General features: G+C 73.5%; 19 protein-coding genes. 13 read left to right on the plus strand and 6 right to left on the minus strand.

The features are described from left to right. The coding region (locus tag A0J59_RS21855) for a hypothetical protein (RefSeq protein WP_064316905.1) at window positions 1–286 on the plus strand (286 nt) is incomplete at its 5' end. Between the two features lie 82 nt (window positions 287–368). Here the strand turns inward: A0J59_RS21855 and A0J59_RS16990 are convergent. After that, complete coding sequence (locus A0J59_RS16990) at window positions 369–701, minus strand: hypothetical protein (protein ID WP_064316906.1); 333 nt, start codon at window positions 699–701, stop codon at window positions 369–371. 119 nt (window positions 702–820) lie between these two features. Between A0J59_RS16990 and A0J59_RS16995 the strand changes: the two genes are divergently transcribed. From A0J59_RS16995 to A0J59_RS17005, 3 genes are all read left to right on the plus strand, one after another. Next, entirely contained in the window at window positions 821–2902 is a 2082-nt protein-coding gene (locus tag A0J59_RS16995) for an AarF/ABC1/UbiB kinase family protein (RefSeq protein WP_064316917.1), read from the plus strand. A 309-nt stretch (window positions 2903–3211) separates the two neighbouring features. Beyond that, window positions 3212–4069 (plus strand): hypothetical protein, encoded by an 858-nt coding sequence (locus A0J59_RS17000; RefSeq protein ID WP_064316907.1) that lies wholly within the window; start codon window positions 3212–3214, stop codon window positions 4067–4069. 190 nt (window positions 4070–4259) lie between these two features. Then, entirely contained in the window at window positions 4260–4691 is a 432-nt protein-coding gene (locus tag A0J59_RS17005) for a hypothetical protein (protein ID WP_156533131.1), read from the plus strand. On the opposite strand, the gene A0J59_RS17010 is transcribed toward A0J59_RS17005, so the two are convergent. The 3 genes from A0J59_RS17010 to A0J59_RS17020 all read right to left on the minus strand — a co-directional run bounded on the left by A0J59_RS17010 (window position 4688) and on the right by A0J59_RS17020 (window position 8380). Next, complete coding sequence (locus A0J59_RS17010) at window positions 4688–6463, minus strand: ABC transporter ATP-binding protein (RefSeq protein ID WP_064316909.1); 1776 nt, start codon at window positions 6461–6463, stop codon at window positions 4688–4690. The two genes, A0J59_RS17005 and A0J59_RS17010, sit on opposite strands and share 4 nt — an antisense overlap. Before the next feature lie 50 nt (window positions 6464–6513). Beyond that, window positions 6514–7467, minus strand: coding sequence for a universal stress protein (locus tag A0J59_RS17015; RefSeq protein ID WP_064316910.1), 954 nt, complete (start codon window positions 7465–7467; stop codon window positions 6514–6516). A gap of 265 nt (window positions 7468–7732) precedes the next feature. Then, a complete protein-coding gene (locus A0J59_RS17020; RefSeq protein WP_255365303.1) occupies window positions 7733–8380 on the minus strand; it encodes a hypothetical protein in 648 nt (215 codons plus the stop codon). A 279-nt stretch (window positions 8381–8659) separates the two neighbouring features. Between A0J59_RS17020 and A0J59_RS17025 the strand changes: the two genes are divergently transcribed. The 8 genes from A0J59_RS17025 to A0J59_RS17060 all read left to right on the plus strand — a co-directional run bounded on the left by A0J59_RS17025 (window position 8660) and on the right by A0J59_RS17060 (window position 18701). Next, complete coding sequence (locus A0J59_RS17025) at window positions 8660–11227, plus strand: ATP-dependent Clp protease ATP-binding subunit (RefSeq protein WP_047231636.1); 2568 nt, start codon at window positions 8660–8662, stop codon at window positions 11225–11227. A 537-nt stretch (window positions 11228–11764) separates the two neighbouring features. Then, complete coding sequence (locus A0J59_RS22135; RefSeq protein ID WP_064316911.1) at window positions 11765–12910, plus strand: ABC transporter substrate-binding protein; 1146 nt, start codon at window positions 11765–11767, stop codon at window positions 12908–12910. Then, window positions 12907–13770: an ABC transporter permease gene (locus A0J59_RS22140; protein ID WP_082140938.1), complete on the plus strand. Its 864-nt coding sequence runs from the start codon at window positions 12907–12909 to the stop codon at window positions 13768–13770. The genes A0J59_RS22135 and A0J59_RS22140 overlap by 4 nt, the downstream gene beginning before the upstream one ends. Continuing rightward, complete coding sequence (locus tag A0J59_RS17040) at window positions 13746–14546, plus strand: ABC transporter ATP-binding protein (protein ID WP_064316912.1); 801 nt, start codon at window positions 13746–13748, stop codon at window positions 14544–14546. The genes A0J59_RS22140 and A0J59_RS17040 overlap by 25 nt, the downstream gene beginning before the upstream one ends. Continuing rightward, window positions 14543–15937 carry an LLM class flavin-dependent oxidoreductase gene (locus A0J59_RS17045; RefSeq protein ID WP_064316913.1) on the plus strand — a complete coding sequence of 465 codons (1395 nt, stop codon included), beginning with the start codon at window positions 14543–14545 and terminating at the stop codon, window positions 15935–15937. The genes A0J59_RS17040 and A0J59_RS17045 overlap by 4 nt, the downstream gene beginning before the upstream one ends. Then, window positions 15934–17010 (plus strand): LLM class flavin-dependent oxidoreductase, encoded by a 1077-nt coding sequence (locus A0J59_RS17050; protein WP_064316914.1) that lies wholly within the window; start codon window positions 15934–15936, stop codon window positions 17008–17010. The genes A0J59_RS17045 and A0J59_RS17050 overlap by 4 nt, the downstream gene beginning before the upstream one ends. A 135-nt stretch (window positions 17011–17145) precedes the next feature. Further along, window positions 17146–18003: a putative protein N(5)-glutamine methyltransferase gene (locus A0J59_RS17055; RefSeq protein ID WP_064316915.1), complete on the plus strand. Its 858-nt coding sequence runs from the start codon at window positions 17146–17148 to the stop codon at window positions 18001–18003. Between the two features lie 128 nt (window positions 18004–18131). Continuing rightward, window positions 18132–18701, plus strand: a complete 570-nt coding sequence (locus tag A0J59_RS17060; protein ID WP_144425430.1) for a hypothetical protein — start codon at window positions 18132–18134, stop codon at window positions 18699–18701. Between the two features lie 3 nt (window positions 18702–18704). Here A0J59_RS17060 and A0J59_RS17065 read toward each other — a convergent pair whose 3' ends face one another. Next, window positions 18705–19421: an ATP-binding protein gene (locus A0J59_RS17065; protein ID WP_331386735.1), complete on the minus strand. Its 717-nt coding sequence runs from the start codon at window positions 19419–19421 to the stop codon at window positions 18705–18707. A gap of 74 nt (window positions 19422–19495) precedes the next feature. Between A0J59_RS17065 and A0J59_RS17070 the strand changes: the two genes are divergently transcribed. Then, entirely contained in the window at window positions 19496–20161 is a 666-nt protein-coding gene (locus tag A0J59_RS17070) for an NUDIX hydrolase (RefSeq protein WP_052877407.1), read from the plus strand. A gap of 70 nt (window positions 20162–20231) precedes the next feature. Here the strand turns inward: A0J59_RS17070 and A0J59_RS17075 are convergent, their stop codons facing one another. Then, window positions 20232–20891 (minus strand): lactate utilization protein C, encoded by a 660-nt coding sequence (locus A0J59_RS17075; RefSeq protein WP_064316916.1) that lies wholly within the window; start codon window positions 20889–20891, stop codon window positions 20232–20234. Between the last annotated feature and the right edge of the window lie 124 nt (window positions 20892–21015).

The raw sequence follows: 21015 nt of genomic DNA on the forward strand, positions 1-21015 counted from the left end.
GATGGTGGGCGACAAGCTGCCGCGGACACCGAGCCGCCTCGACCCGCCCGGGCCGGTGTTCCGGCTCGGGAGCGGTGCCGCCGGAGGGATCCTCCTGGCCCGGCACCGCACGGGCCCGGCGGGCGTCGTCGCCGCCGCGGTGGCCGGCGCCGCGGGCGCGGCCGTCGGGACGTGGGGCGGCGCGGCCTGGCGTCGCCTCGCCGTCGGGTCACGCCCCGACTGGCCGGGCGCGGTCGCGGAGGACGCCGTCGCGCTCACCCTCGCGGCGCTGGCCGTGCGGCGCTGACGACCGCCGAACCCGGGGTCGCCGGGCACGGCCGAGCCCCGGTGACCCGAGATCCCGGGTTCGACGGGGATCGTGCCGTCGCTCAGGCGTCGGGGATGCTCGTCACCGTCGTGAGGAGGAACGCCGAGTCCTCGATGGCGCCCACGGCGTGGCGCTCGTGCGTGAGGACCCGGAGCTCGCCCGCGCCCAGCTCGACGTCGCCCTCGCCGAGCGCCGTGACGCGGACGCGCCCGCGCAGCACCTGGATCGACGCCGCGGGCGGCGAGTTGTGCTCCCCGAGCTCGACGCCCGCGCGCAGCGCGAGGATCGTCTGCCGCAGGGGGCCGTCGTGCAGCACGACCTCGGCGCTGCGCCCGTTCGGGGCGGTCCGGGCGTGGGTGAGGTGGGCGTCGGTGAGAAGGTCGACGTTCGTCATCGGGGCTCCGACCTGTCGGGGAGCTCCATCATGCCGCGCCCGGCGACGCGGTGCCCGCCCCGGTGGCGCGCCGCGGGGTGTGATGGTGATTCCTGGCGGCGTCGGGAAGAGTGACGGTCATGCAGGTCGTCTCCGGGTTCTTCGTCGGTCTCGTCGGCATCGTCTTCACGGTCGTCATGCTCCTTCTCCTCGCGGCGACGGCGCGGCGCGTCATGGGGGCGGCGGTCGGCTGGATCCGCTCCGCCGTGGTGGCGTTCGCCATGCTCTCCGTCGCGTCGTGGGTGCTCACCAACGGCCTGCTCGACGTCGGCTGGTCGCGCGCGGACGGGACGCTCACCGTCGCGCCCGGCGTCGCGCTCGTGGCGATCGTCCTCGCGTTCGCCTGGGCGTTCGTGCTGGGGCTGTGCGTGCTGCTCGTGCTCGAGCTGCTGGTGCCGACCGGCTCCGTGCCCGGCCCGTGGCGCGCCCTGCGCGGCCTGCGGCAGGGGCGTCGCGAGACCCGGCGGTACGCGCAGATCCTCGCGATCGGCGTGCGGCACGGCCTCGGCGGGGCGCTCACGCGCGGGGCGCGGCAGCCCGACGGGTCGCGGCTCTCGCGCACCGACCAGCGCCGACAGGCCGCCGCGCTCCGCGACGCCCTGAGCGACGCGGGCGTGACGTTCGTGAAGTTCGGCCAGGTCCTCTCGACGCGGCGCGACCTGCTCCCCGCCACGTTCGCCGACGCGCTCGCGACCCTCCAGAGCGAGGTCCCGCCCGCACCGTGGTCGCAGGTCGAGGCGGCCGTCACGGGCGCGCTCGGGCGGCCGATCGACGAGGCGTTCGCCGAGTTCTCGCCCGAGCCGCTCGCGTCGGCCTCGGTCGGGCAGGTGCACGCGGCCCGGCTGCCCGACGGGCGCGAGGTCGTGGTCAAGGTCCAGCGCCCCGGCGCGCGGGCGCAGGTCGAGACGGACCTGGCGATCCTCGGTCGTCTTGCGCGCCGCATCGAGCGCGACACCGCGTGGGGGCGCTCGCTCGGCGTCGTCGACCTCGCCGACGGGTTCGCGGCGTCGCTGCGCGAGGAGCTCGACTACACGGTCGAGCTGGAGAACACGCTCGCGCTGCGCGCGGCGCTCGAGCGGGGCGCGATGGGGGAGCCGCGTCCTGACGGCGACGACGACGGTGACGGCGCGGCGGTGGGTCCGCGCGTCCGCGTCCCGGAGGTCTACCCCGAGCTGTCGGGGACGACCCTGCTCGTCATGGAACGGCTCGACGGTGTTCCCGTCGGCCGCGCCTCGGACGTCCTCGCTGGCCTGGACGACGCCGTGCGCGCCGACCTCGCCTCCCGGCTCCTCACCGCGACGCTCGAGCAGGTGCTCGTCGCGGGCACGTTCCACGCCGACCTGCATCCCGGCAACGTGCTCGTCACCGCCGACGGCCGCCTCGGCTTGCTCGACATGGGCTCCGTCGGGCGTCTCGGCGAGCCCGAGCGCCTGGCGCTCGCGGCCGTGCTGCTCGCGGTCGACGCCGACGACGCCGTCGCCGCGACCGACGCGTTGCTCGAGCTGCTCGACGCCCCGGCCGACCTCGACGTGCGCCGCCTGGAGCGCGCCGTCGGGCAGGTGATCGTGCGGTTCCGCGGCGCGGGCGCGAGCGGCGCGATGTTCACCGCGCTGTTCCGGCTCGTCACCGACGCGGGGCTCGCCGTGCCGTCGCAGGTCGCCGCCGCGTTCCGCACGTTCACGTCGCTCGAGGGGACGCTGCGCCTCATCGACCCCGCGTTCGACCTCGTCGCCGGGGCCCGCGCGACCGCACAGCCGCTCGTGCGCCGCGTCGTCACGCCGGAGGGCCTGCGCGAGCGCGCGACGAGCCTCTTCCTCGGCCTCGCACCCGAGCTCGAACGGCTCCCGCGCCGGCTCGCGAAGATCACGAGCGACGTCGAGGCCGGGCGGCTCACCGTCAACGTCCGGTCGTTCGCCCACCCCGACGACCGCGCGTTCGTCACCGGCCTCGTGCAGCAGGTCGTGTCCACGGTCATCGCTGCGGCGGCCGTCGTGGCGGCGGTCGTGCTGGTCTCCGCGGACTCCGGCCCCGAGCTCGTCGAGGGTCTGCGCCTCTTCGCCGTCCTCGGTGCGGCGCTCGGGTTCGTCGGGACCGTCCTGGCCGTCCGCGTGCTCGTCTTCGCCTTCCGAGGCGCACCGGTCCAAGATCAGTCACGGCGATGACATCCCACGAACCGAGGCCGCGACCTGGTGAGCCGACGTTGACAGGTTCGGCGACGACGGGCCAGCTCGCGGGGTGGCGCGTGGAGATTCATGCCCGCGGAACCGAGCGGTTGGGACGTGCTCTATCGTCCGCCACGCACCCTGACCGTCGTGTACAACTCGTGGGGCGAGGACTGGGACGCTGCGCTGGACTACGGAGAGCACTATGGGGTCGGCTGGGATGGTGGCTACGCCAGGTAGCGGATCGGGAACGACGAGCGTCCCGCCGAGCCTGAGCTTCGTGCTACGGCGTTGCCTGGACACTTCGCCATGGTTGTCGTCTCACGCTCCGCGATCAGTGCGGCCGTGATGCTCAATCCAAGCTTTCAGTTTCTGGCTGCCGATCGCTACGGCCCATACAAGACGGTCGAGCTCTCCACCGAACCGTCATCGGCTGAGCTGAGTGCTCTGGCGCGGCGCGGGATCGACGGCGTCCTGCTGCTACCGCGGGAGCGTTCGGGAGGGACCCTCGACCTGGGATGGCTGTCGCACCTGAATCTGCGGTTCTTCCAGGTCCAGGCGCGACGTCGACTTGGTGGCATCCCCGCGGAGACTCTGCGCGACCTCGAAGTGCTGTGGGTTGACGGCACGCTCGCTGAAGCTGTGCAACCGACGGCGGCACCCAAACTGCGTTCTCTCGCGATACCCGGGGGTGCTCTCGGTGGAGACCTCACCGAGCTGCAGTGCTTGGAGTTTCTCGCGCTGGAGAGGCTCGTGCCGGGCCCACCGCGACAGTGGAGCGGCAGCCTCGATTCCCTGCGTGAGCTCCGCCTCGGGTTCAAGGCGGGCAGTAGCGACTACGTGGTCGAGCCTCGTCTCTCTGGCAGCCCCCGCCTCGAGAGGGTCGATGTCGAGGGAGCAACCGTGGCGAGCCTGGACGAGTTCGGGCGGTTGCCCCGACTGCGCCGCCTCAGTGTTCAACTACCACGCAACCGACGGCAGAGGCGACAGATCAGCCTGGCGCCTCTGATGGGGTGCCCGATGCTCGAGGAACTGTTGATCGCCGACTCTGGTCGACTCCTCGACGCACGGGTCCTTGACGACCTCCCGCACCTTCGAGCCGTCACCGCATACCGGGACGGCTTGGATCCCTGGCCGGGGGATCGCGACTGGTTGCGCAAGCTCTAGACGCCCGTGACGGTAGGCCCATCGCCCGGGGGAAGGGCTCGTCTTCGCGTTCGCGCGGAGCCCCCACGACGATCTCGATCCCGGCGCTGATCGGTATGCGCTGAGCTCGCCTGGAGCATAGGTGACGAGGAGCGGTGATGACGGACGGTTGGGAGATGACGCGGTCGTGAGATACGTAGAGACGGGTTGGGTGGACGAGCTTCAGGGCTACGCCTTCAATCCCCGCCGGTACCTGGAAGTGCTGCCAGGTCTCATCGGGTCCCTCCCTCCCGGGGCGCGCGACTTCATCGCGGAGGAGACGCACTACGACTTCACGTCCGACCGGTGCGTCAAGGACCTCGTCCTCGGTCGCGTCATCCTGCGGGGTGGCGACGCGACGGTTGTCTTCGACGGGAGCCCGTGGAAGCACCGTGAGGGCCTGACCCTCGATTACTCCGGCGTGCAGAGCTTCGACTACGACCTGGCCACCGCGCGAGAGGACTACTACGGGAACCCCGCGATGATGCTCGACGAGATACTGCCTCTGGATGAGGGGTTCAGCCATGAGATGGCGCTCGGCACGGGAGACCTGAAGATCGTGGCGCGCGAGCTCACGTTCTCCTGGCGATCCCTTAAGGCCTAGGCGGCTGGTGCCACGTGCATCTGCGCGTACGTCCCGCCGGCGGCGACGAGCTCGTCGTGGCTGCCGACCTCGACGACGCGGCCGTGGTCCATGACGACGATCCTGTCGGCACCGCGGACGGTCGAGAGCCGGTGGGCGACGACGAACGTCGTCCGGCCGCGCATGAGCCGCCCGAGCGCCTCCTGCACGAGCCGCTCGGACGTCGTGTCGAGGGCCGACGTTGCCTCGTCGAGGACGAGCACGCGCGGGTCGCGCACGAGCGCGCGGGCGATGGCGAGGCGCTGGCGCTGCCCGCCGGAGAGGCGCCCGCCGCGCTGGCCGATCACGGCGTCGAGGCCGCCCATCTCGGTGACGAAGTCCCACGCGTTCGCGTCGCGCAGGGCCTGCTCGACGGCGGCGTCGGTGAGGTCGGGGCTGCCGTAGGTGACGTTGTCGCGGACGGACCCCTCGAAGAGGATCGACTCCTGCGGCACGACCGCGAGGAACCGGCGGTACGAGCGCAGGTCGACCGTCGCGGTGTCGACGCCGTCGACCAGGACGCGCCCCGACGTCGGCGTGAGGAACCCGATGACCATGTTGAGCACGGTCGACTTGCCCGACCCCGAGGCCCCGACCAGGGCGACCGTCTCGCCGGGCCGTGCCGTCAGCGAGAGGTGGTCGACCGCGAGCGTGGGCTCCTCGCCCGGGGCAGGGACGTCGTCGTACGCGAACGTGACGTCCTCGAACGCGACGCGGCCCTCGACGTGGTCGAGGACGCGCTTGCCGGCGTTGCGCTCGACGTCGGGCTCGCCCAGCACCTCGCCCATGGACCGCACGGACTCCAGGCCCTTCGTGATGATCGGCGCGAGGCTCAGCAGCCCGGTGACGGACGCGGTGAGGGTGACGAAGTAGCTCGACAGCATGACGACGTCGCCGGGGGACACCGCGAAGGTCTGCGTCCACGCGACCCACGCCGCGCCGACGAGCCCGGCGACGGAGAGCACCTGGAACACGATCCACGACAACGCGCCGAAGCGGCCGTTGACGACGTCGAGCCGGATCCCGGCCTCGCGCACGCGGTGCAGCACCGAGCCCATGCGGTCGAGCTCGCGCTCCTCGAGCGCGTGCGCGCGCGTCACGGGGATGAGGTGCGTCATCTCGGCGACCCGCGCCGACATGTTCTCCACCTCGGCCCGGAACGCGGCGTTGCGGGTGGTCATGCGGCGCCGCATCGCGACGACGAGCCACGCCGCGGCGGGCACGGTGAGCGCGAAGATCACGAGGAACTCCGGCACGCGCACGGCCGTGAGCACGATGGCGCCGACGAGCGTGGTGAGCGCGGCCATGCCCGAGTCGAACGTCGTGCGCGACGCCTCGACGACGTTCTCGACGTCGCGCACGATCTTGGCCTGGAGCACGCCCGCGCTCACGCGGCGGTGGTAGCCGATCGACAGCTCCTGGAGCCGGCGCGAGAGCGCCATGCGCAGCCCGTTCTCGACCGTGCGCACGGCGGTCGAGAGCCACCGGACGTAGAGCGTGTGCAGCGGGAGGTTCTGCGCGACGACGGCGAGCATGACCGCGCCCGTGATCCACAGCTCGCGCAGCGGCCGGTGCTCGACGACGACGTCGATCACCGTCGCGGTGAGCGCCGGGATCACCCACACGGGCGAGTGCTTGACGGCGAAGGCGAGCGCCGCGGCGGCGAGCCGCCCGCGCTGGGGCGCGAAGAGCCGGGTGACGGTGCGGACGGGTCGGGAGCCGTCGTAGGTGTCCTCGATCTGCACGTGCCACATGGTCCACCCGCGGGGCGGGTGACGTCGAATCGTTTCGAGGGGCGAAACCCTCAGGCGTCGTGCGCGCCTGAGGGGTGGGTCGCGTCCGGGGGCCGCACGACCGTGACCGGGCAGTGCGCGTACTCGACGGCGTGCCGGCTCACCGACCCGAGCAGCAGGCGGTCGAACCCGCCGACGCCGCGGTTGCCGAGCACGAGCCGCTCCGCGTGCGACGACGCCTGGATGATCCCCTTCGCGGCGTGCACGTGCTTCACGCTGCGCACGAGGCGGTCGTCGGGGAGGTCGACGCCCGCGGCCTCGAGCGCCGCATCGAGCTTCTGGGAGGCGAACTTCTCGTAGTCGTCGATCGGCGGCGTCCATCCCCACGAGTCGGGGAGCGGCGCGAGCGAGACGATCTGCCAGCAGAACAGGGCCTCGAGCGTCGCGCCCGTGCGCCGCGCGACGTCCGCGCCGTGCCGCAGCGCCTGGACCGACGTCGACGACCCGTCGACCCCGACCACGACGGGCCGGGCGTGGTCGTGGCGCACGTCGGGCGTGCCGCGCACCACGGTCACGGGGACGGTCGCGTGCTGCACGACGGCGGTCGGCACCGACCCGAGGACCATGCGCCCGAGGCGTCCCCGGCCGCAGCGCCCGACGACGAGCAGGTCGGCGTCGTCGCCGTCGCCCGGGTCGAGCTGCACGTCGTCCTGGACGGGCTGGGCGGTCCCGGGCTGGGCGAGGGCGAGCAGGACCGCCGCGGGGCTGCCGCGCTCGGCGACGGCGGTGGCCGCTACCGCGTCCGGCGCCAGACCCGTGCGCGCGTGCGCGGCGTCCAGCCACTCCTGCACCAGCGCGCGCTTCTCGTCGGCCGCCGCGTCGGGGCCGTCACCCGACCCCTGCCGCGACTCGAACGCCAGCGCGGCCGTGAGCGGCACGCCCCGGTCCGCCGCCTCGCGCAGCGCCCAGTCGAGCGCGCCGCCGGACTCCTCCGACCCGTCCACACCGACGATCACGCCGCGCATCCCGCCACCTCCGCCCGGTCGGCCGACCGCGTGCGCCGTCGGCGTGCTGTCCCGGCGCCGTCACCCGGCGCCGGTGCTGACTCGACCCTAGGCCGCGACACCGCGATCCGCCCGTGACACCCGTCCCGGATCGACGGCCGAGGGTCACCGACGTGCGGTCGAACCCGGGCTTGTCGTCCCCGCAGGCGCCGAACCCACCCGTATCCCCGGGTTCGGCGGCCTGGGTGACCACAACCCCGGGTTCGGGGTCGGGCCGATCAGGGCGTCAGAACCTCGGTTCGGGCTCGTCCTGGAGGATGTTGCGCAGCGGGCGGGTCACGACGTCCACGCGCGCGAGCAGGTCGGCCGGTCCCGAGACGACGAGCGCGCGGTCCTCGAGCGGGACGTACACGGCCGCGTGCTCCCGCACGGTGACGTGGAGGCAGGCCTGCGGCTCGCCGTCGACCACGAACGTGGTGCGCGTGACCGGCGCGACGTCGACCTCCTCGACGATCGCGCGCATCGCGGCGCGGTACTCCTGGTAGGAGTCGAGGAAGTCGTCGTCGCCCGGGGTGTCGGAGTGCAACGGCGCGGCGAGCGCCCCGCTGAGGGCGGTGCGGACGATGTCCTCCGCCTGCTCGTCGTGCGCGGCCAGGACGCGCAGCGTCTCGACGTCCAGCGTCTCGCCGGTGAACGACACGTAGGAGCGCAGGAACCGCTCCTCCGCGGGGTCGTGGGCGCCGTGCCCTGCCCCCGTGAGCGTCTCCTCGTCGAGGTCGAGGCCCCACGTCAGCGGGTCGTCCACCTCGGCGACGACGCCGTGGAACCGGGCGACGACCTGCTCCCACGTGGCGGGCGCGCTCGCGGGCCGTGCGGCTCGCTCGTCGGCTCCCGGCGCGGTCGGGTCCTCGGGCTGCTGGTCCGGCTGGTGCATCGCTCTCGCCACCCTTCTGGCCGTCCGTGCGGGGCGCACTCCCGAGCCTGCCCGGGGCGCGCGTCGCGGTCAACGCGCCGCGCGCGTGTCGGGCCGGGTGATCTGCGCACGACGGCGTCCGGCGCGCCCGCAGGTCACGGCCCGACCCCTCTTTCACGCCCCTGGCGAACAACGGCATACGGAGGGGGTGCGGCTCGTTCGAACCGCATAGAGTCAATGCGGTCAGGCTTGTACCCGTCGTCCGGCGGGCAGGTGTACGCCGCTCACGAGGAGCAGCACATGTTCGAGAGATTCACAGACCGAGCCCGTCGGGTCGTCGTCCTTGCCCAAGAAGAGGCACGGATGCTCAACCACAACTACATCGGCACCGAGCACATCCTCCTCGGCCTCATCCACGAGGGCGAGGGTGTCGCGGCCAAGGCGCTGGAGTCCCTCGGGATCTCCCTCGACGGCGTCCGCACCCAGGTGACCGAGATCATCGGCGAGGGCCAGCAGGCCCCGAGCGGGCACATCCCGTTCACGCCGCGTGCCAAGAAGGTGCTCGAGCTGTCTCTGCGCGAGGCGCTCCAGCTCGGCCACAACTACATCGGCACCGAGCACATCCTGCTCGGCCTCATCCGTGAGGGCGAGGGTGTCGCCGCCCAGGTCCTGACCAAGATGGGCGCCGACCTCAACAAGGTGCGCCAGCAGGTCATCCAGCTCCTGTCCGGCTACCAGGGCAAGGAGCCCGTCGCCGCGGGCGGCCCCGCCGAGGGCCAGCCGTCGGGGTCGGCCGTGCTCGACCAGTTCGGGCGCAACCTCACCCAGGCCGCGCGCGAGGGCAAGCTCGACCCGGTCATCGGGCGCAGCCTCGAGATCGAGCGCGTCATGCAGGTGCTCAGCCGCCGCACCAAGAACAACCCGGTGCTGATCGGCGAGCCCGGCGTCGGCAAGACCGCCGTCGTCGAGGGCCTGGCGCAGGACATCGTGCGCGGCGACGTGCCCGAGACGCTCAAGGACAAGCAGCTCTACACGCTCGACCTCGGCGCCCTCGTGGCCGGCTCGCGCTACCGCGGTGACTTCGAGGAGCGCCTCAAGAAGGTGCTCAAGGAGATCCGCACGCGCGGCGACATCATCCTGTTCATCGACGAGATCCACACGCTCGTCGGGGCGGGAGCCGCCGAGGGCGCGATCGACGCCGCGAGCATCCTCAAGCCGATGCTCGCGCGCGGCGAGCTCCAGACCATCGGCGCGACGACGCTCGACGAGTACCGCAAGCACGTCGAGAAGGACCCGGCCCTGGAGCGCCGCTTCCAGCCGATCCAGGTCGCCGAGCCGTCGCTCAACCACGCGATCGAGATCCTCAAGGGTCTGCGCGACCGCTACGAGGCGCACCACCGCGTGTCCATCACGGACTCCGCGCTCGTCTCCGCGGCCACGCTCGCGGACCGGTACATCAACGACCGGTTCCTCCCGGACAAGGCGATCGACCTCATCGACGAGGCGGGCGCGCGCCTGCGCATCCGCCGCATGACGGCCCCGCCGGAGCTCAAGGAGCTCGACGAGGAGATCGCCGAGGCGCGTCGCGAGAAGGAGTCGGCGATCGACGCGCAGGACTTCGAGAAGGCCGCCGGCCTGCGCGACAAGGAGAAGCAGCTCACCGCGAAGCGCGCCGACAAGGAGAAGGCGTGGAAGTCCGGTGACCTGGACACCGTCGCCGAGGTGGACGAGGAGCTGATCGCCGAGGTCCTGGCCATGGCCACGGGCATCCCGGTCTTCAAGCTCACCGAGGAGGAGTCCAGCCGCCTGCTGCACATGGAGGACGAGCTGCACAAGCGCGTCGTCGGCCAGGAGGCCGCGATCAAGGCGCTGTCGCAGGCCATCCGCCGTACGCGTGCGGGCCTCAAGGACCCCAAGCGCCCCGGTGGGTCGTTCATCTTCGCCGGCCCGACCGGCGTCGGGAAGACCGAGCTGGCCAAGGCGCTCGCCGAGTTCCTCTTCGGGGACGAGGACGCGCTCATCCAGCTCGACATGTCGGAGTTCTCCGAGAAGCACACCGTCTCGCGGCTGTTCGGCTCGCCCCCCGGCTACGTCGGGTACGACGAGGGTGGTCAGCTCACCGAGAAGGTGCGGCGCAAGCCGTTCTCGGTCGTCCTGTTCGACGAGGTGGAGAAGGCCCACGCGGACATCTTCAACTCGCTCCTGCAGATCCTCGAGGACGGTCGCCTGACCGACTCGCAGGGCCGTGTCGTGGACTTCAAGAACACCGTCATCATCATGACGACCAACCTCGGCACGCGGGACATCGCCAAGGGCGTCCAGACCGGCTTCAACGCCGGCGGCGACCTGGTCACGTCCTACGAGCGCATGAAGGCGAAGGTCAACGAGGAGCTCAAGCAGCACTTCCGCCCCGAGTTCCTCAACCGCGTCGACGACGTGGTGGTCTTCCCGCAGCTCTCGCAGGCCGAGATCATCCAGATCGTCGACCTGATGATCGCCCGCCTCGACACCCGCCTGCGGGACAAGGACATGGGCATCGAGCTCACCCCGGCGGCGAAGGTCCTGCTCGCCGAGAAGGGCTACGACCCGGTCCTGGGCGCCCGTCCGCTGCGCCGCGCGATCCAGCGCGACATCGAGGACGTGCTGTCCGAGAAGATCCTGTTCGGCGAGCTCAAGGCCGGCGAGATCGTCCTGGTCGACGCCGAGGGCGAGGGCCTGCTCGGGGAGTTCACCTTCCGGGGTGTCTCCAAGGGCGAGCACGACCGCGGCCCGGTGAGCGTGGGCGCGGCCGCCGCGCTCGACGCCCCCACCGGCGTCTCGGTCCGTGACCTGCCCCCGACGGGCGAGCTCCAGGCCGGCGCTGAGTGAGTGGTGTGATCCGCTCCTGAGAGCCTGACGACGTCTGCCCCAGCGGCAGCCGCCTGACACACGGGCCCCGATCCTCCTCCGGGAGGGTCGGGGCCCGTCGTCGTTCCGCCGCCGCGCGAGGTAGAACCTCCGGTCTCGAGGTACCCGCGGGGCTCTACCTCGCGACCGGAGGTTCTACCTCGCCGTCGAGGAGCAGACGCCGTTGCACGGCGTTACGTTCGTCCTCCTCGTGGGACGGGGCGCGGTGCCCCTTTTCGGGTGGTGCGCGTGCTGGCACAGTCGCCCGCATGCAGACGACACCGGGGGGCCCTGTCGCCGTCCCCGCCGCCGACGCCGGGCGCGTGCCCGGCCTCGCGTGTCGTCGCGCGCTCGACTCGCAGGCGTGTCGCCGCGCCGCGTGTCGTCCGACCCCGTGCCGCTGAGCACGTCGACGCACTGACCGACGGCCGCCCCGGCCGCTGTCGGGCCCTTTCACCACCTCACCTCCCGCGCGCGGCTTCCGCATGCGCCCGTGCGCTCTCCCCGAGAGGACTCGCCATGCCCGCACACCCGCTCGTCCGTTCCTCCGCACCGCCCGGCCGCCAGTCCGGCCATTCGTCGCGCCGCCGGAGCGCGACCGCCGTCGCGCTCGGCCTCGTCGCACTCCTCGCCACGGGTGCGTGCGGCGCCGCGCAGGCCTCCGGCGGCACGGACCCGGCCGACGGCGCGGCTCTCGCCGCCGACGCCGACCTGCCCACCGAGGTGCCCGAGGGCACGGTCCTGCGGATCGGCGACCCGACGACGCAGAAGGCGTTCGAGCTGGCCGGCGACGACCTCGACAGCGACTTCTCGTTCGAGGTCGAGTGGGCCAACATCTCCGGCGGCCCCGCGACGACGGAAGCGTTCCGCGCGGGGTCGCTCGACGTCGGAGCCGTGGCCGAGATCCCGCCGATCCACGCGACGTGGACGGGCCTGGACGTGCAGATCTACGCATCGATCTACCGGGAGAACTGGGAGGACGCGCCGATCTACGAGTTCGCGGGCGCGCCCGGCGTCGAGCTCGACTCGCTCGAGGACTTCCGCGGCCACCGCATCGCGTTCAGCCCGGGCCAGGCGCAGGGCGCGATCGTGCTCAAGGCGCTCCAGGAGGCGGGCCTCACCCAGGAGGACGTCGAGCTGGTCGAGCTGCCGAGCACCGGCGACGTGTACTCGACGGCCCTCGCGGCGGGCGAGGTCGACATCGCCCCGCTGGGCGGGACGCAGCTCTTCCGCTACCTGGCCACGTACGAGGCCGACGGCGCGACGTCGGTCAAGCACCACCTGCGCGACGACGCCTCGCACCTCTACGGCCCGACGGAGGTCGTCGAGGACCCGGCCAAGGCCGCGGCGCTGCGCGAGTACGTCGCGGCGTGGGCGGCGGCGAAGGTCTGGATCGACGAGCACCCCGAGGAGTGGAAGCAGGGGTACTACGTCGAGGACCAGGGCCTCAGCGAGGAGGACGCGCAGTACCTCATCGACCACGCACCGGTCCCGGACATCCCGTCCGACCTCACCGAGGGCATCGAGCGCACCCAGGCGACGATCGACCTGCTCGTGACCGAGCTCGACCAGGAGCCGTTCGACGCCGCCGACCTGTTCGACGAGCGCTTCGGCCCCGTCGCGGGCGAGGCCGCGACGGCGGCCCGCGACGGGGGCTCGCAGTGAGCGCGGCGGTCGTCGACCGGGTGGATCTCGCCGTCCCGAGCCTCGACGACGCACCCGCGACCACCACGGACGTGCGGCCCCGCGGCACGCGCCTGGGGCTCGGCCGGCCGATCCCGCTCGCGGCGCTCGTCGGGGTGACCCTCCTCGTCGGCGTCTGGTCGGTCGGCTCCGCCACGGGGCTCATCGACCCCCGCGTGCTCTCCGCGCCGTGGACGGTCGTCACGACGGGGGCGGAGCTCGTCGCGAACGGCAAGCTCGGCGCGCACCTCGGGGTGTCGCTCACGCGTGCGGCGCTCGGCCTCGCGTTCGGCATCGTCGCGGGCGTCGTGCTCGCGCTCGCCGCCGGGCTGAGCCGGGTCGGCGACGCCGTGCTCGACGGCCCGATCCAGGTCAAGCGCGCGATCCCCAACCTCGCGCTCCTGCCGCTGCTCATCCTCTGGTTCGGGATCGGCGAGGAGATGAAGGTCATCACCATCGCGCTCGGGGTGTTCATCCCGATCTACCTGCACACGCACAACGGGCTGCGGGCGATCGACAGCCGCTACGTCGAGCTCGCCGAGACGGTGCAGCTCTCGCGCTGGCAGTTCGTGCGCCGCGTCATCCTGCCCGGCGCGCTGCCGGGGTTCTTCCTCGGGCTGCGGTTCGCGGTCACGGGGTCGATGCTCGCGCTCGTCGTCGTCGAGCAGGTCAACGCGACGGCCGGGATCGGCTACATGATGGAGCTCGCGCGGACGTATGGGCAGACGGAGATCATCCTCGTCGGCCTCGTGGTCTACGGCGTGCTGGGCTACTCCGCGGACCTCGCCGTCCGCCTCCTGCAGAGGAGGGTGTTGTCGTGGCGGCGCACGCTGGAGGACTGACCGTGGAGGAAGACCGCCCGACGGCGGTCGGCGCGGTGCAGGTCCGCTCGCTCGTGCGGTCGTACGGGGACAAGCGGATCCTCGACGACCTCGGCCTCACCGTGGAGGACGGCGAGTTCGTCGCGATCCTGGGCCGCTCGGGCTCGGGCAAGAGCACGCTCCTGCGCGCGCTCGCCGCGCTCGACCACGGCGTCGACGGCTCGGGCGAGGTCGTCGTCCCGGACCAGGTGTCCGTCGTCTTCCAGGACTCGCGGCTCCTGCCGTGGGCGCGCGTGCTGGACAACGTGGTGCTCGGGCTCGACACCGGGGCCCGCGGTCGGAGCGCGGCGCGCGACGCCGGCCGCGCCAGCCTCGCCGAGGTGGGGCTCGCCGGGCGTGAGCGAGCGTGGCCGAACGAGCTTTCGGGCGGCGAGCAGCAGCGCGTGTCGCTCGCCCGCTCGCTCGTGCGCTCGCCGCGGCTCCTGCTGGCCGACGAGCCGTTCGGCGCGCTCGACGCCCTGACCCGCATCCGGATGCACGCCCTGCTGCGCGACCTGTGCGCGCGGCACCGCCCCGCCGTCCTGCTCGTGACGCACGACGTGGACGAGGCGATCGTCCTCGCGGACCGCGTCGTCGTCCTCGACGAGGGACGCATCGCGGCGGAGCGCCGCATCGACCAGAGCTACCGCCCCGGCGAGGCACGCGACCCCGCCGACCCCCGCTTCTCCCTGCTCCGCACCGAGCTGCTCGACGCGCTCGGCGTGGTCCGGGACGACAGGAAGGACACCGCCGCATGACCCGCCACGACTCCGCAGGACACCGCCCCGGGCGCCTGCACCTCAACGCGTTCCTCATGAGCACGGGCCACCACGAGGCGTCGTGGCGGCTTCCCGAGAGCGACCCGTCGTGGACGTCGACGAACATCGCGCACCTCCAGCGCCTCGCGCAGGTCGCGGAGGCGGGCAAGCTCGACTCGATCTTCTTCGCCGACGGGCCGGGCCTGCGGTCCGACGTCGGGCGGCGCCCGGCCGGGTCGCTCGACCCGCTCATCGTGCTCACGGCGATCGCGACCGTGACCGAGCGCATCGGCCTCATCGCCACGGCGTCGACGACGTACAACTCGCCGTACAACCTCGCGCGGCGGTTCGCGTCGATCGACCACGTCTCCGGCGGCCGGGCCGGGTGGAACGTCGTCACGACGGCGGGGCCGGAGATCGCGCGCAACTTCGGCCTCGACGACCAGCCGGCGCACGCCGTGCGGTACGAGCGCGCGGCCGAGTTCCTCGACGTCGCGTTCCGGCTCTGGGACTCGTGGGAGGACGACGCGGTGCTCGCGGACAAGGACGCGGGCGTGTGGGCGGACGCGTCGAAGATCCACGCCCCGGCGCACGCGGGGACGCACTTCTCCGTGCACGGCGCGCTGACGACGCCGCGCTCGCCGCAGGCGCGCCCGCTCATCGTGCAGGCCGGGTCGTCCGAGGACGGCAAGGACCTCGCCGCGCGCTACGCCGAGGCGGTGTTCACCGCGCACCAGACGCTCGACGACGCCCAGGCGTTCTACCGCGACCTCAAGGCCCGGGCGGTCGCCGTCGGGCGGGACCCGGGGACGGTGAAGATCTTGCCCGGCATCGTCCCCGTCATCGGGTCCACCGAGGCGGAGGCGCTCGCGCAGGAACGCGAGCTCGACGAGCTCATCGTCCCCGAGTACGCCCGCGCCCAGCTCGCGAAGACGCTGCGCCTCGCGCCCGAGGACCTGCCGCTCGACCGCGAGCTGCCCGCCGACCTGCCGTCCGAGGACGAGATCGAGGGCGCCAAGAGCCGGTACACGCTGATCGTCGAGCTCGCGCGCCGCGAGCGGCTCACCGTGCGCCAGCTCATCGGGCGCCTCGGCGGCGGCCGCGGGCACCGCACGTTCGCGGGCACGCCCGACCAGGTCGCCGACGCGATCCAGGACTGGTACGACGCCGAGGCCGCCGACGGGTTCAACATCATGCCCGCGGTGCTGCCGTCGGGGCTCGAGCAGTTCGTCGAGCACGTGCTGCCCGTGCTGCGCGAGCGCGGTCTGTTCCGCGAGGAGTACGAGGGCCGCACGCTGCGCGAGCACTACGGGCTCGAGCGGCCCACCAACCGGTACGGGGGAGCCTCGTCCGACGGCGGCGCGCGCGTCCTCGAGGAGGCCCTCGCGTGAGCGCCGAGCACCTCTGGTACATCCCGAACCAGGTCCGTCCCGGGCACCGCGGGGACGACACGGTCCAGGACCACAACAGCCTCGACACCCTGACGAGCCACGCGCACGCGCTGGAACGCCACGGGTTCGCGGGCGCGCTGCTCGGGACGAGCTGGGGGCGTCCCGACACGTTCACGGTCGCGACGGCGCTCGCGGCCCGCACCACGACGTTCGAGCCGCTCGTCGCGATCAGGCCCGGGTTCTGGCGGCCCGCGCACTTCGCGTCCGCCGCCGCGACGCTGGACCACCTCAGCGGCGGCCGGCTGCGCGTCAACATCGTGTCCGGCACGGACGGGCAGGAGGCGTACGGCGACGGCGAGGCGGACCCGGCGCACCGCTACGCGCGCACGCGCGAGTTCCTGCAGATCGTGCGGCGCCTGTGGACGCAGGAGGAGGTCACGTACGAGGGCGACCACTTCTCCGTCACGCGCTCGTCGCTCGGGCCACGCCCGGTCGTCCGAGGTGACCGGCAGCACCCGCGCATCTACTTCGGTGGCGCGTCGGAGGCGGCGGAGCGGGTCGCCGCGACCGAGGCCGACGTCCAGCTCTTCTGGGGCGAGCCGCTCGACGGGATCGCGGAGCGCATCGACCGTCTCAAGCGGCTGAGCGCCGACCTGGGGCGCGAGCACGCCCCGCTCGAGTTCGGGCTGCGGATCACGACGTTCGTGCGCGACACCACCGAGGAGGCGTGGGCCGACGCCGAGGCGAAGGTCGCGGAGCTGGCCGCGCGGTCGCCGGAGGCCGAGGCGTGGTCCGCGCGCGACCGGGGGCGGCGCACCGCCGTCGGGCAGCAGCGCCTGCTCGACCTCGCGGCGCGCGGCGAGGTGCTCGACGACAACCTCTGGACGACGCCCGGCCGGTTCGGCGGCGGGGGAGCGGGCACGACGTGGCTCGTCGGCTCGGCGGAGGACGTCGCGAAGTCGCTGCGGCGCTACCAGGACCTCGGTGTCACGCACTTCGTCCTCTCCGACACCCCGTACCTGCGCGAGATCGAGCGCCAGGGCACCCGGCTCCTCCCGCTCCTACGGGACTGAACGGCGCCCCCCCGGATCGACCCGCGCGCCGAGAGATCGACCTACCGAGGGTCGATCTCGGACGCGCGGGTCGATCTCGCGGCGAAGGGGGCGATCCCCGCGCGGACGCAGCCCGGCCCGGAGTACCGTCCGGACGTGGACCAGAGACAGCTCGACGACCTCGTCACCCGTCTGCGCGCCGCCGGGTGCGTCTTCGCGGAGGACGAGGCCGCGCTCCTCGCCGAGCGGGCGGACGACGCCGCGCACCTCGAGGCGCTCGTCACGCGCCGCATCGCGGGCGAGCCGCTCGAGCACGTGCTCGGGTACGTCGACTTCCACGGGCTCCGCGTCGCCGTCGACCCCGGGGTGTTCGTGCCGCGGCAGCGCACCGCGCTGCTCGTCGACGAGGCGGTCGCGCTCGGGCGGCAGGCCGCGGGTGGTGTGTCGGCCGGGCTGCCCGACGGCGCAGCGGACGGTGAGCCCGGCGGGTCGCCCGTCGTCGTGGTGGACCTGTGCTGCGGCGCGGGCGCGCTCGGCCTCGCGACCGCGACCGACCTCGCGCGGGAGTCGGCCGTCGTGCTGCACGCGAGCGACGTGGACCCGGCCGCGTTCGCGTGCGCCGCGCGGAACGTCGCCGCCGTCGGCGGGACCGCGCACGAGGGCGACCTCTTCGACCCGCTGCCCGCCGGTCTGCGCGGCCGGGTCGACCTCCTCCTCGCCAACGTGCCGTACGTCCCGACGGGCGAGATACCGCTCCTGCCGCGCGAGGCGCGCGACCACGAGGCCCACGTCGCGCTCGACGGCGGAGGTGACGGGCTGGACGTGCTGCGCCGCGTCGCAGCCGAGGCGCGCGACTGGCTCGTGCCCGGCGGCCACCTGCTCACCGAGTCGGGCGAGCGGCAGGCGGCGGGCGCCGTCGGTGTCCTGGAGGGTGCGGGACTGCGGGCCCGCGTCGTCCGGGACGAGGAGATCGGGGCGACGATCGTCGTCGGGACGCTTCCCGCCGTGCCGTGAGGGGCGGCCCTGGCGTCTCCGGGGCCGCTCCCACTTTCGCCGGACCGGGACGGGCTCTCGCTCGGTGCAAGGATCCGGCCGCTCGCGACAGGTGAGGACGAGAACCGACGTGCGGAGGATGGGCGGCGATGACGAGCGATCGACGGGGACGGCGGCGCGGGCACGGACTTGCCGCAGCGCTGCTCGTGGCCGTGCTGCCCGCGTGCGGCGGCCCGGGAGGCCTGGTCACCGCGTGCCCCGCGGTCGGCTACGTGGCGCGCCTCGAGGTCCGGCTCGACGACTCCTGGCCGGATCGGGACGCCTACGGCGTCGCCGTGAGCTGCGTCGGCGTCGAACCCTGCGGGCTGGTCCGCGACGGGACGATCTCGATCGACCCCGAGCCGATCCCCACGACGGTCCCCGTGCATCCGGTGCAGCCGGACGAGCCGGGCCAGCCGGACCAGCCGGACGCTGTCGAGACCACGCCCGAGGCGTCGGCGGAGGACGCACCGGCCGAGCCGTCGCGCGGAGAGTGGACGGGCTCCGCGCTGAACGGCCCGGTCGGCCCGATCGTCGTGCGCGTCGTGGAGCTCGCGTCCGGTGACGTCGTCGTCGAGCAGGAGGTGGATCCGGAGTTCCTGCCGACGACCGGCGACTTCGGCGCCGGCTGCGGCGGCCCGTCCGTCGCGACGGTCGAGATCGCCGACCCGCTGGCCTGACGGCTAGGTCGACGGCCGGACGAGCAGGGCGCGGATCTCCTTCTCCGCCTGCGCGGGCGTCAGCGCGCGGCAGCCGAGCGACTCCCAGTGGCGCACGAGCGCGGGCTCGGCGCGCAGGAGTCCCCACCCGCGCCGGAACAGGGTGAGCGGCGGCTTGCGCATCTCCGCGAGGTCGCGCAGCAGACGGAACCAGAACGTCATGAGCCGCGGCCGACGCAGGCAGATCGCGTCGGCCAGCACGTCCTGCGCGCGGCACGCCGCGACGATCTCCGCCGCGAAGATCCCCTCGGCCAGCACGACCCGCGAGCCCGTGACGTCGAGGTGCGTCGTCCCCGTGCGGCGCGACGTCGGGATGTCGTAGACCGGCACGTCCGCGTGCCCGGTGCGCGCGAGCTCGACGAGCGCCGCGACGGCGCCCGTCGCGTCCCACGAGCGTGGGTCGTCCCAGTCCACGATGCCGAACCGCTGCGGCAGGTCGGGGTGGTCGTGGTCGAGGTAGAAGTCGTCGAGCGCGACGACCGGGAGGCCGAGGCGCCGCGTGAGCGACGTCTTGCCCGAGCCGGACGCCCCGGTGAGCAGCACTATCCGCGTCGGGACCTCACGTGACCCCGGCGGGAGGTCGAACAGCGCCGGACCCCCGGCGGGATCGGCGGTCACCGGGTCGGTCCGGCTCGCGGCGTCGGCCGGACCGCCGTCGGCGTGGTGCTGAGGGTCGCTCACGGGACACCATTGTCGCAGCGTCCGGCGCGGGCTCGTCAGGGCTGGGCGTCGGGGGCGGCACGTAGCCTTCCCCGGTGACCGCACTCGATCCTGCCGCCCTGCTCGCCCGCGACGCCCTCGCCCGCCTCGACCGGTGGGAGCCGGCCGACGAGGAGCAGGCGGCGCTCGCGGCGGAGTACCGCGCGTTCGTCCGCGGCGACGGTGGGTCCGGCGCACGCGCCGACGCCGTCCGGCGCGACGGCGGACCGCAGCACCTCACGGCGAGCTGCTTCGTGCTCAGCCCGGACCTGGACCGCGTCCTGCTCTGCTTCCACCGCAAGGGCCAGTTCTGGGTCCAGGTGGGCGGCCACATCGAGCCGGGCGACACGACGCTCGCGGGCGCCGCCTATCGCGAGGCGCGCGAGGAGAGCGGCCTCGACGACCTCGTCCCGTTCGACCCGGACCCCGAGCCGTCCACCGACCCGGACGACGGCCCCGGCGCCGAGCACCAGGCCGTCGCTCCCGCCGCGCCCGTCGACGTGCACCGCCACGACCTCGCCGCCGCGTTCGGGACGTGCCGCACGCACTGGGACGTCGGGTTCGTCGCGTTCGCGGATCCCGACGCGCGGACGGCCGTGAGCGACGAGAGCGAGGACGTCGCGTGGTTCCCGGTCGACGCGCTCCCGGCCGGCACGCCGGACGACTTCCCGGTCCGTCTGGCGACCGTCCTCGCGGAGGTGCGCCACCGCCGTCGGGCATGACCTCTGCCGCGAGGTAGAACGCGCGGTCGCGACGTAGAACCTGCGGAGTTCTACCTGGCGACCGCGGGTTCTACCTCGGCGCCAGGATCACGTGGAGGGTGCGCGGGCCGTGGACGCCCTCGACGCGTGAGAGCTCGATGTCGCTCGTCGCGCTGGGGCCGCTGATCCACGTCTGCGGTCGCTCGGGGTGCGCGGCGAGCAGCCGCACGGCCTCGGGGACCGTCTCGACGACCTGGTCGGTGCGCACGACGCACACGTGCAGGTCGGGGACGAGCGTGATCGCGCGGCGGCCCTGGTCCGGCTCGCCGTCGAGCACGATCGTGCCGGTGTCGGCGATCGCGACGCGCGCGGCCGTGACGACGGCGTCCACGCGGTCGAGCTCGTCGGGCGTGCGCGGGTCGTCGCGCGCGTCGGGCACGACGACGGTCCCGGCACCCAGCGCGTCGAGCCACGCGACGTCGAGCCCCGGCGGCACGACGACGGAGCCCGCGTCCGCGAGCAGGTCACCGACGACGGTGGCCACCTCGCTTGCCGTGGCGGCCACGTGCACGTGCGCCCGGTAGTCGACGAGCCGGTCGACGAGGACGTCGACGGCCTCCGGCGACCCCGGCGCGAGGTCGCCGCGCTCGCGGTACGCCCGCGGGACGGAGCCGGACGCCGCCGAGCCGGTCGCCGTCGACCCGCCGAGCGCGGCGCGGACGCGGGCGAGGACGTCGTCGCGCGCGCTCATCGGCCCTCACCCCCCTCGCCGAACCCGGGGTTGTCGGTCGCCGCGGCGCCGAACCCGCCCGTATCCCCGGGTTCGGCGCCTGGGGGTGCCGGGGCGGGGGCGGGGCGGTCGCGCCACCAGTCGC

The organism is Cellulosimicrobium sp. I38E (genome assembly GCF_001647255.1).
GTDB lineage: Bacteria > Actinomycetota > Actinomycetes > Actinomycetales > Cellulomonadaceae > Cellulosimicrobium > Cellulosimicrobium cellulans_E.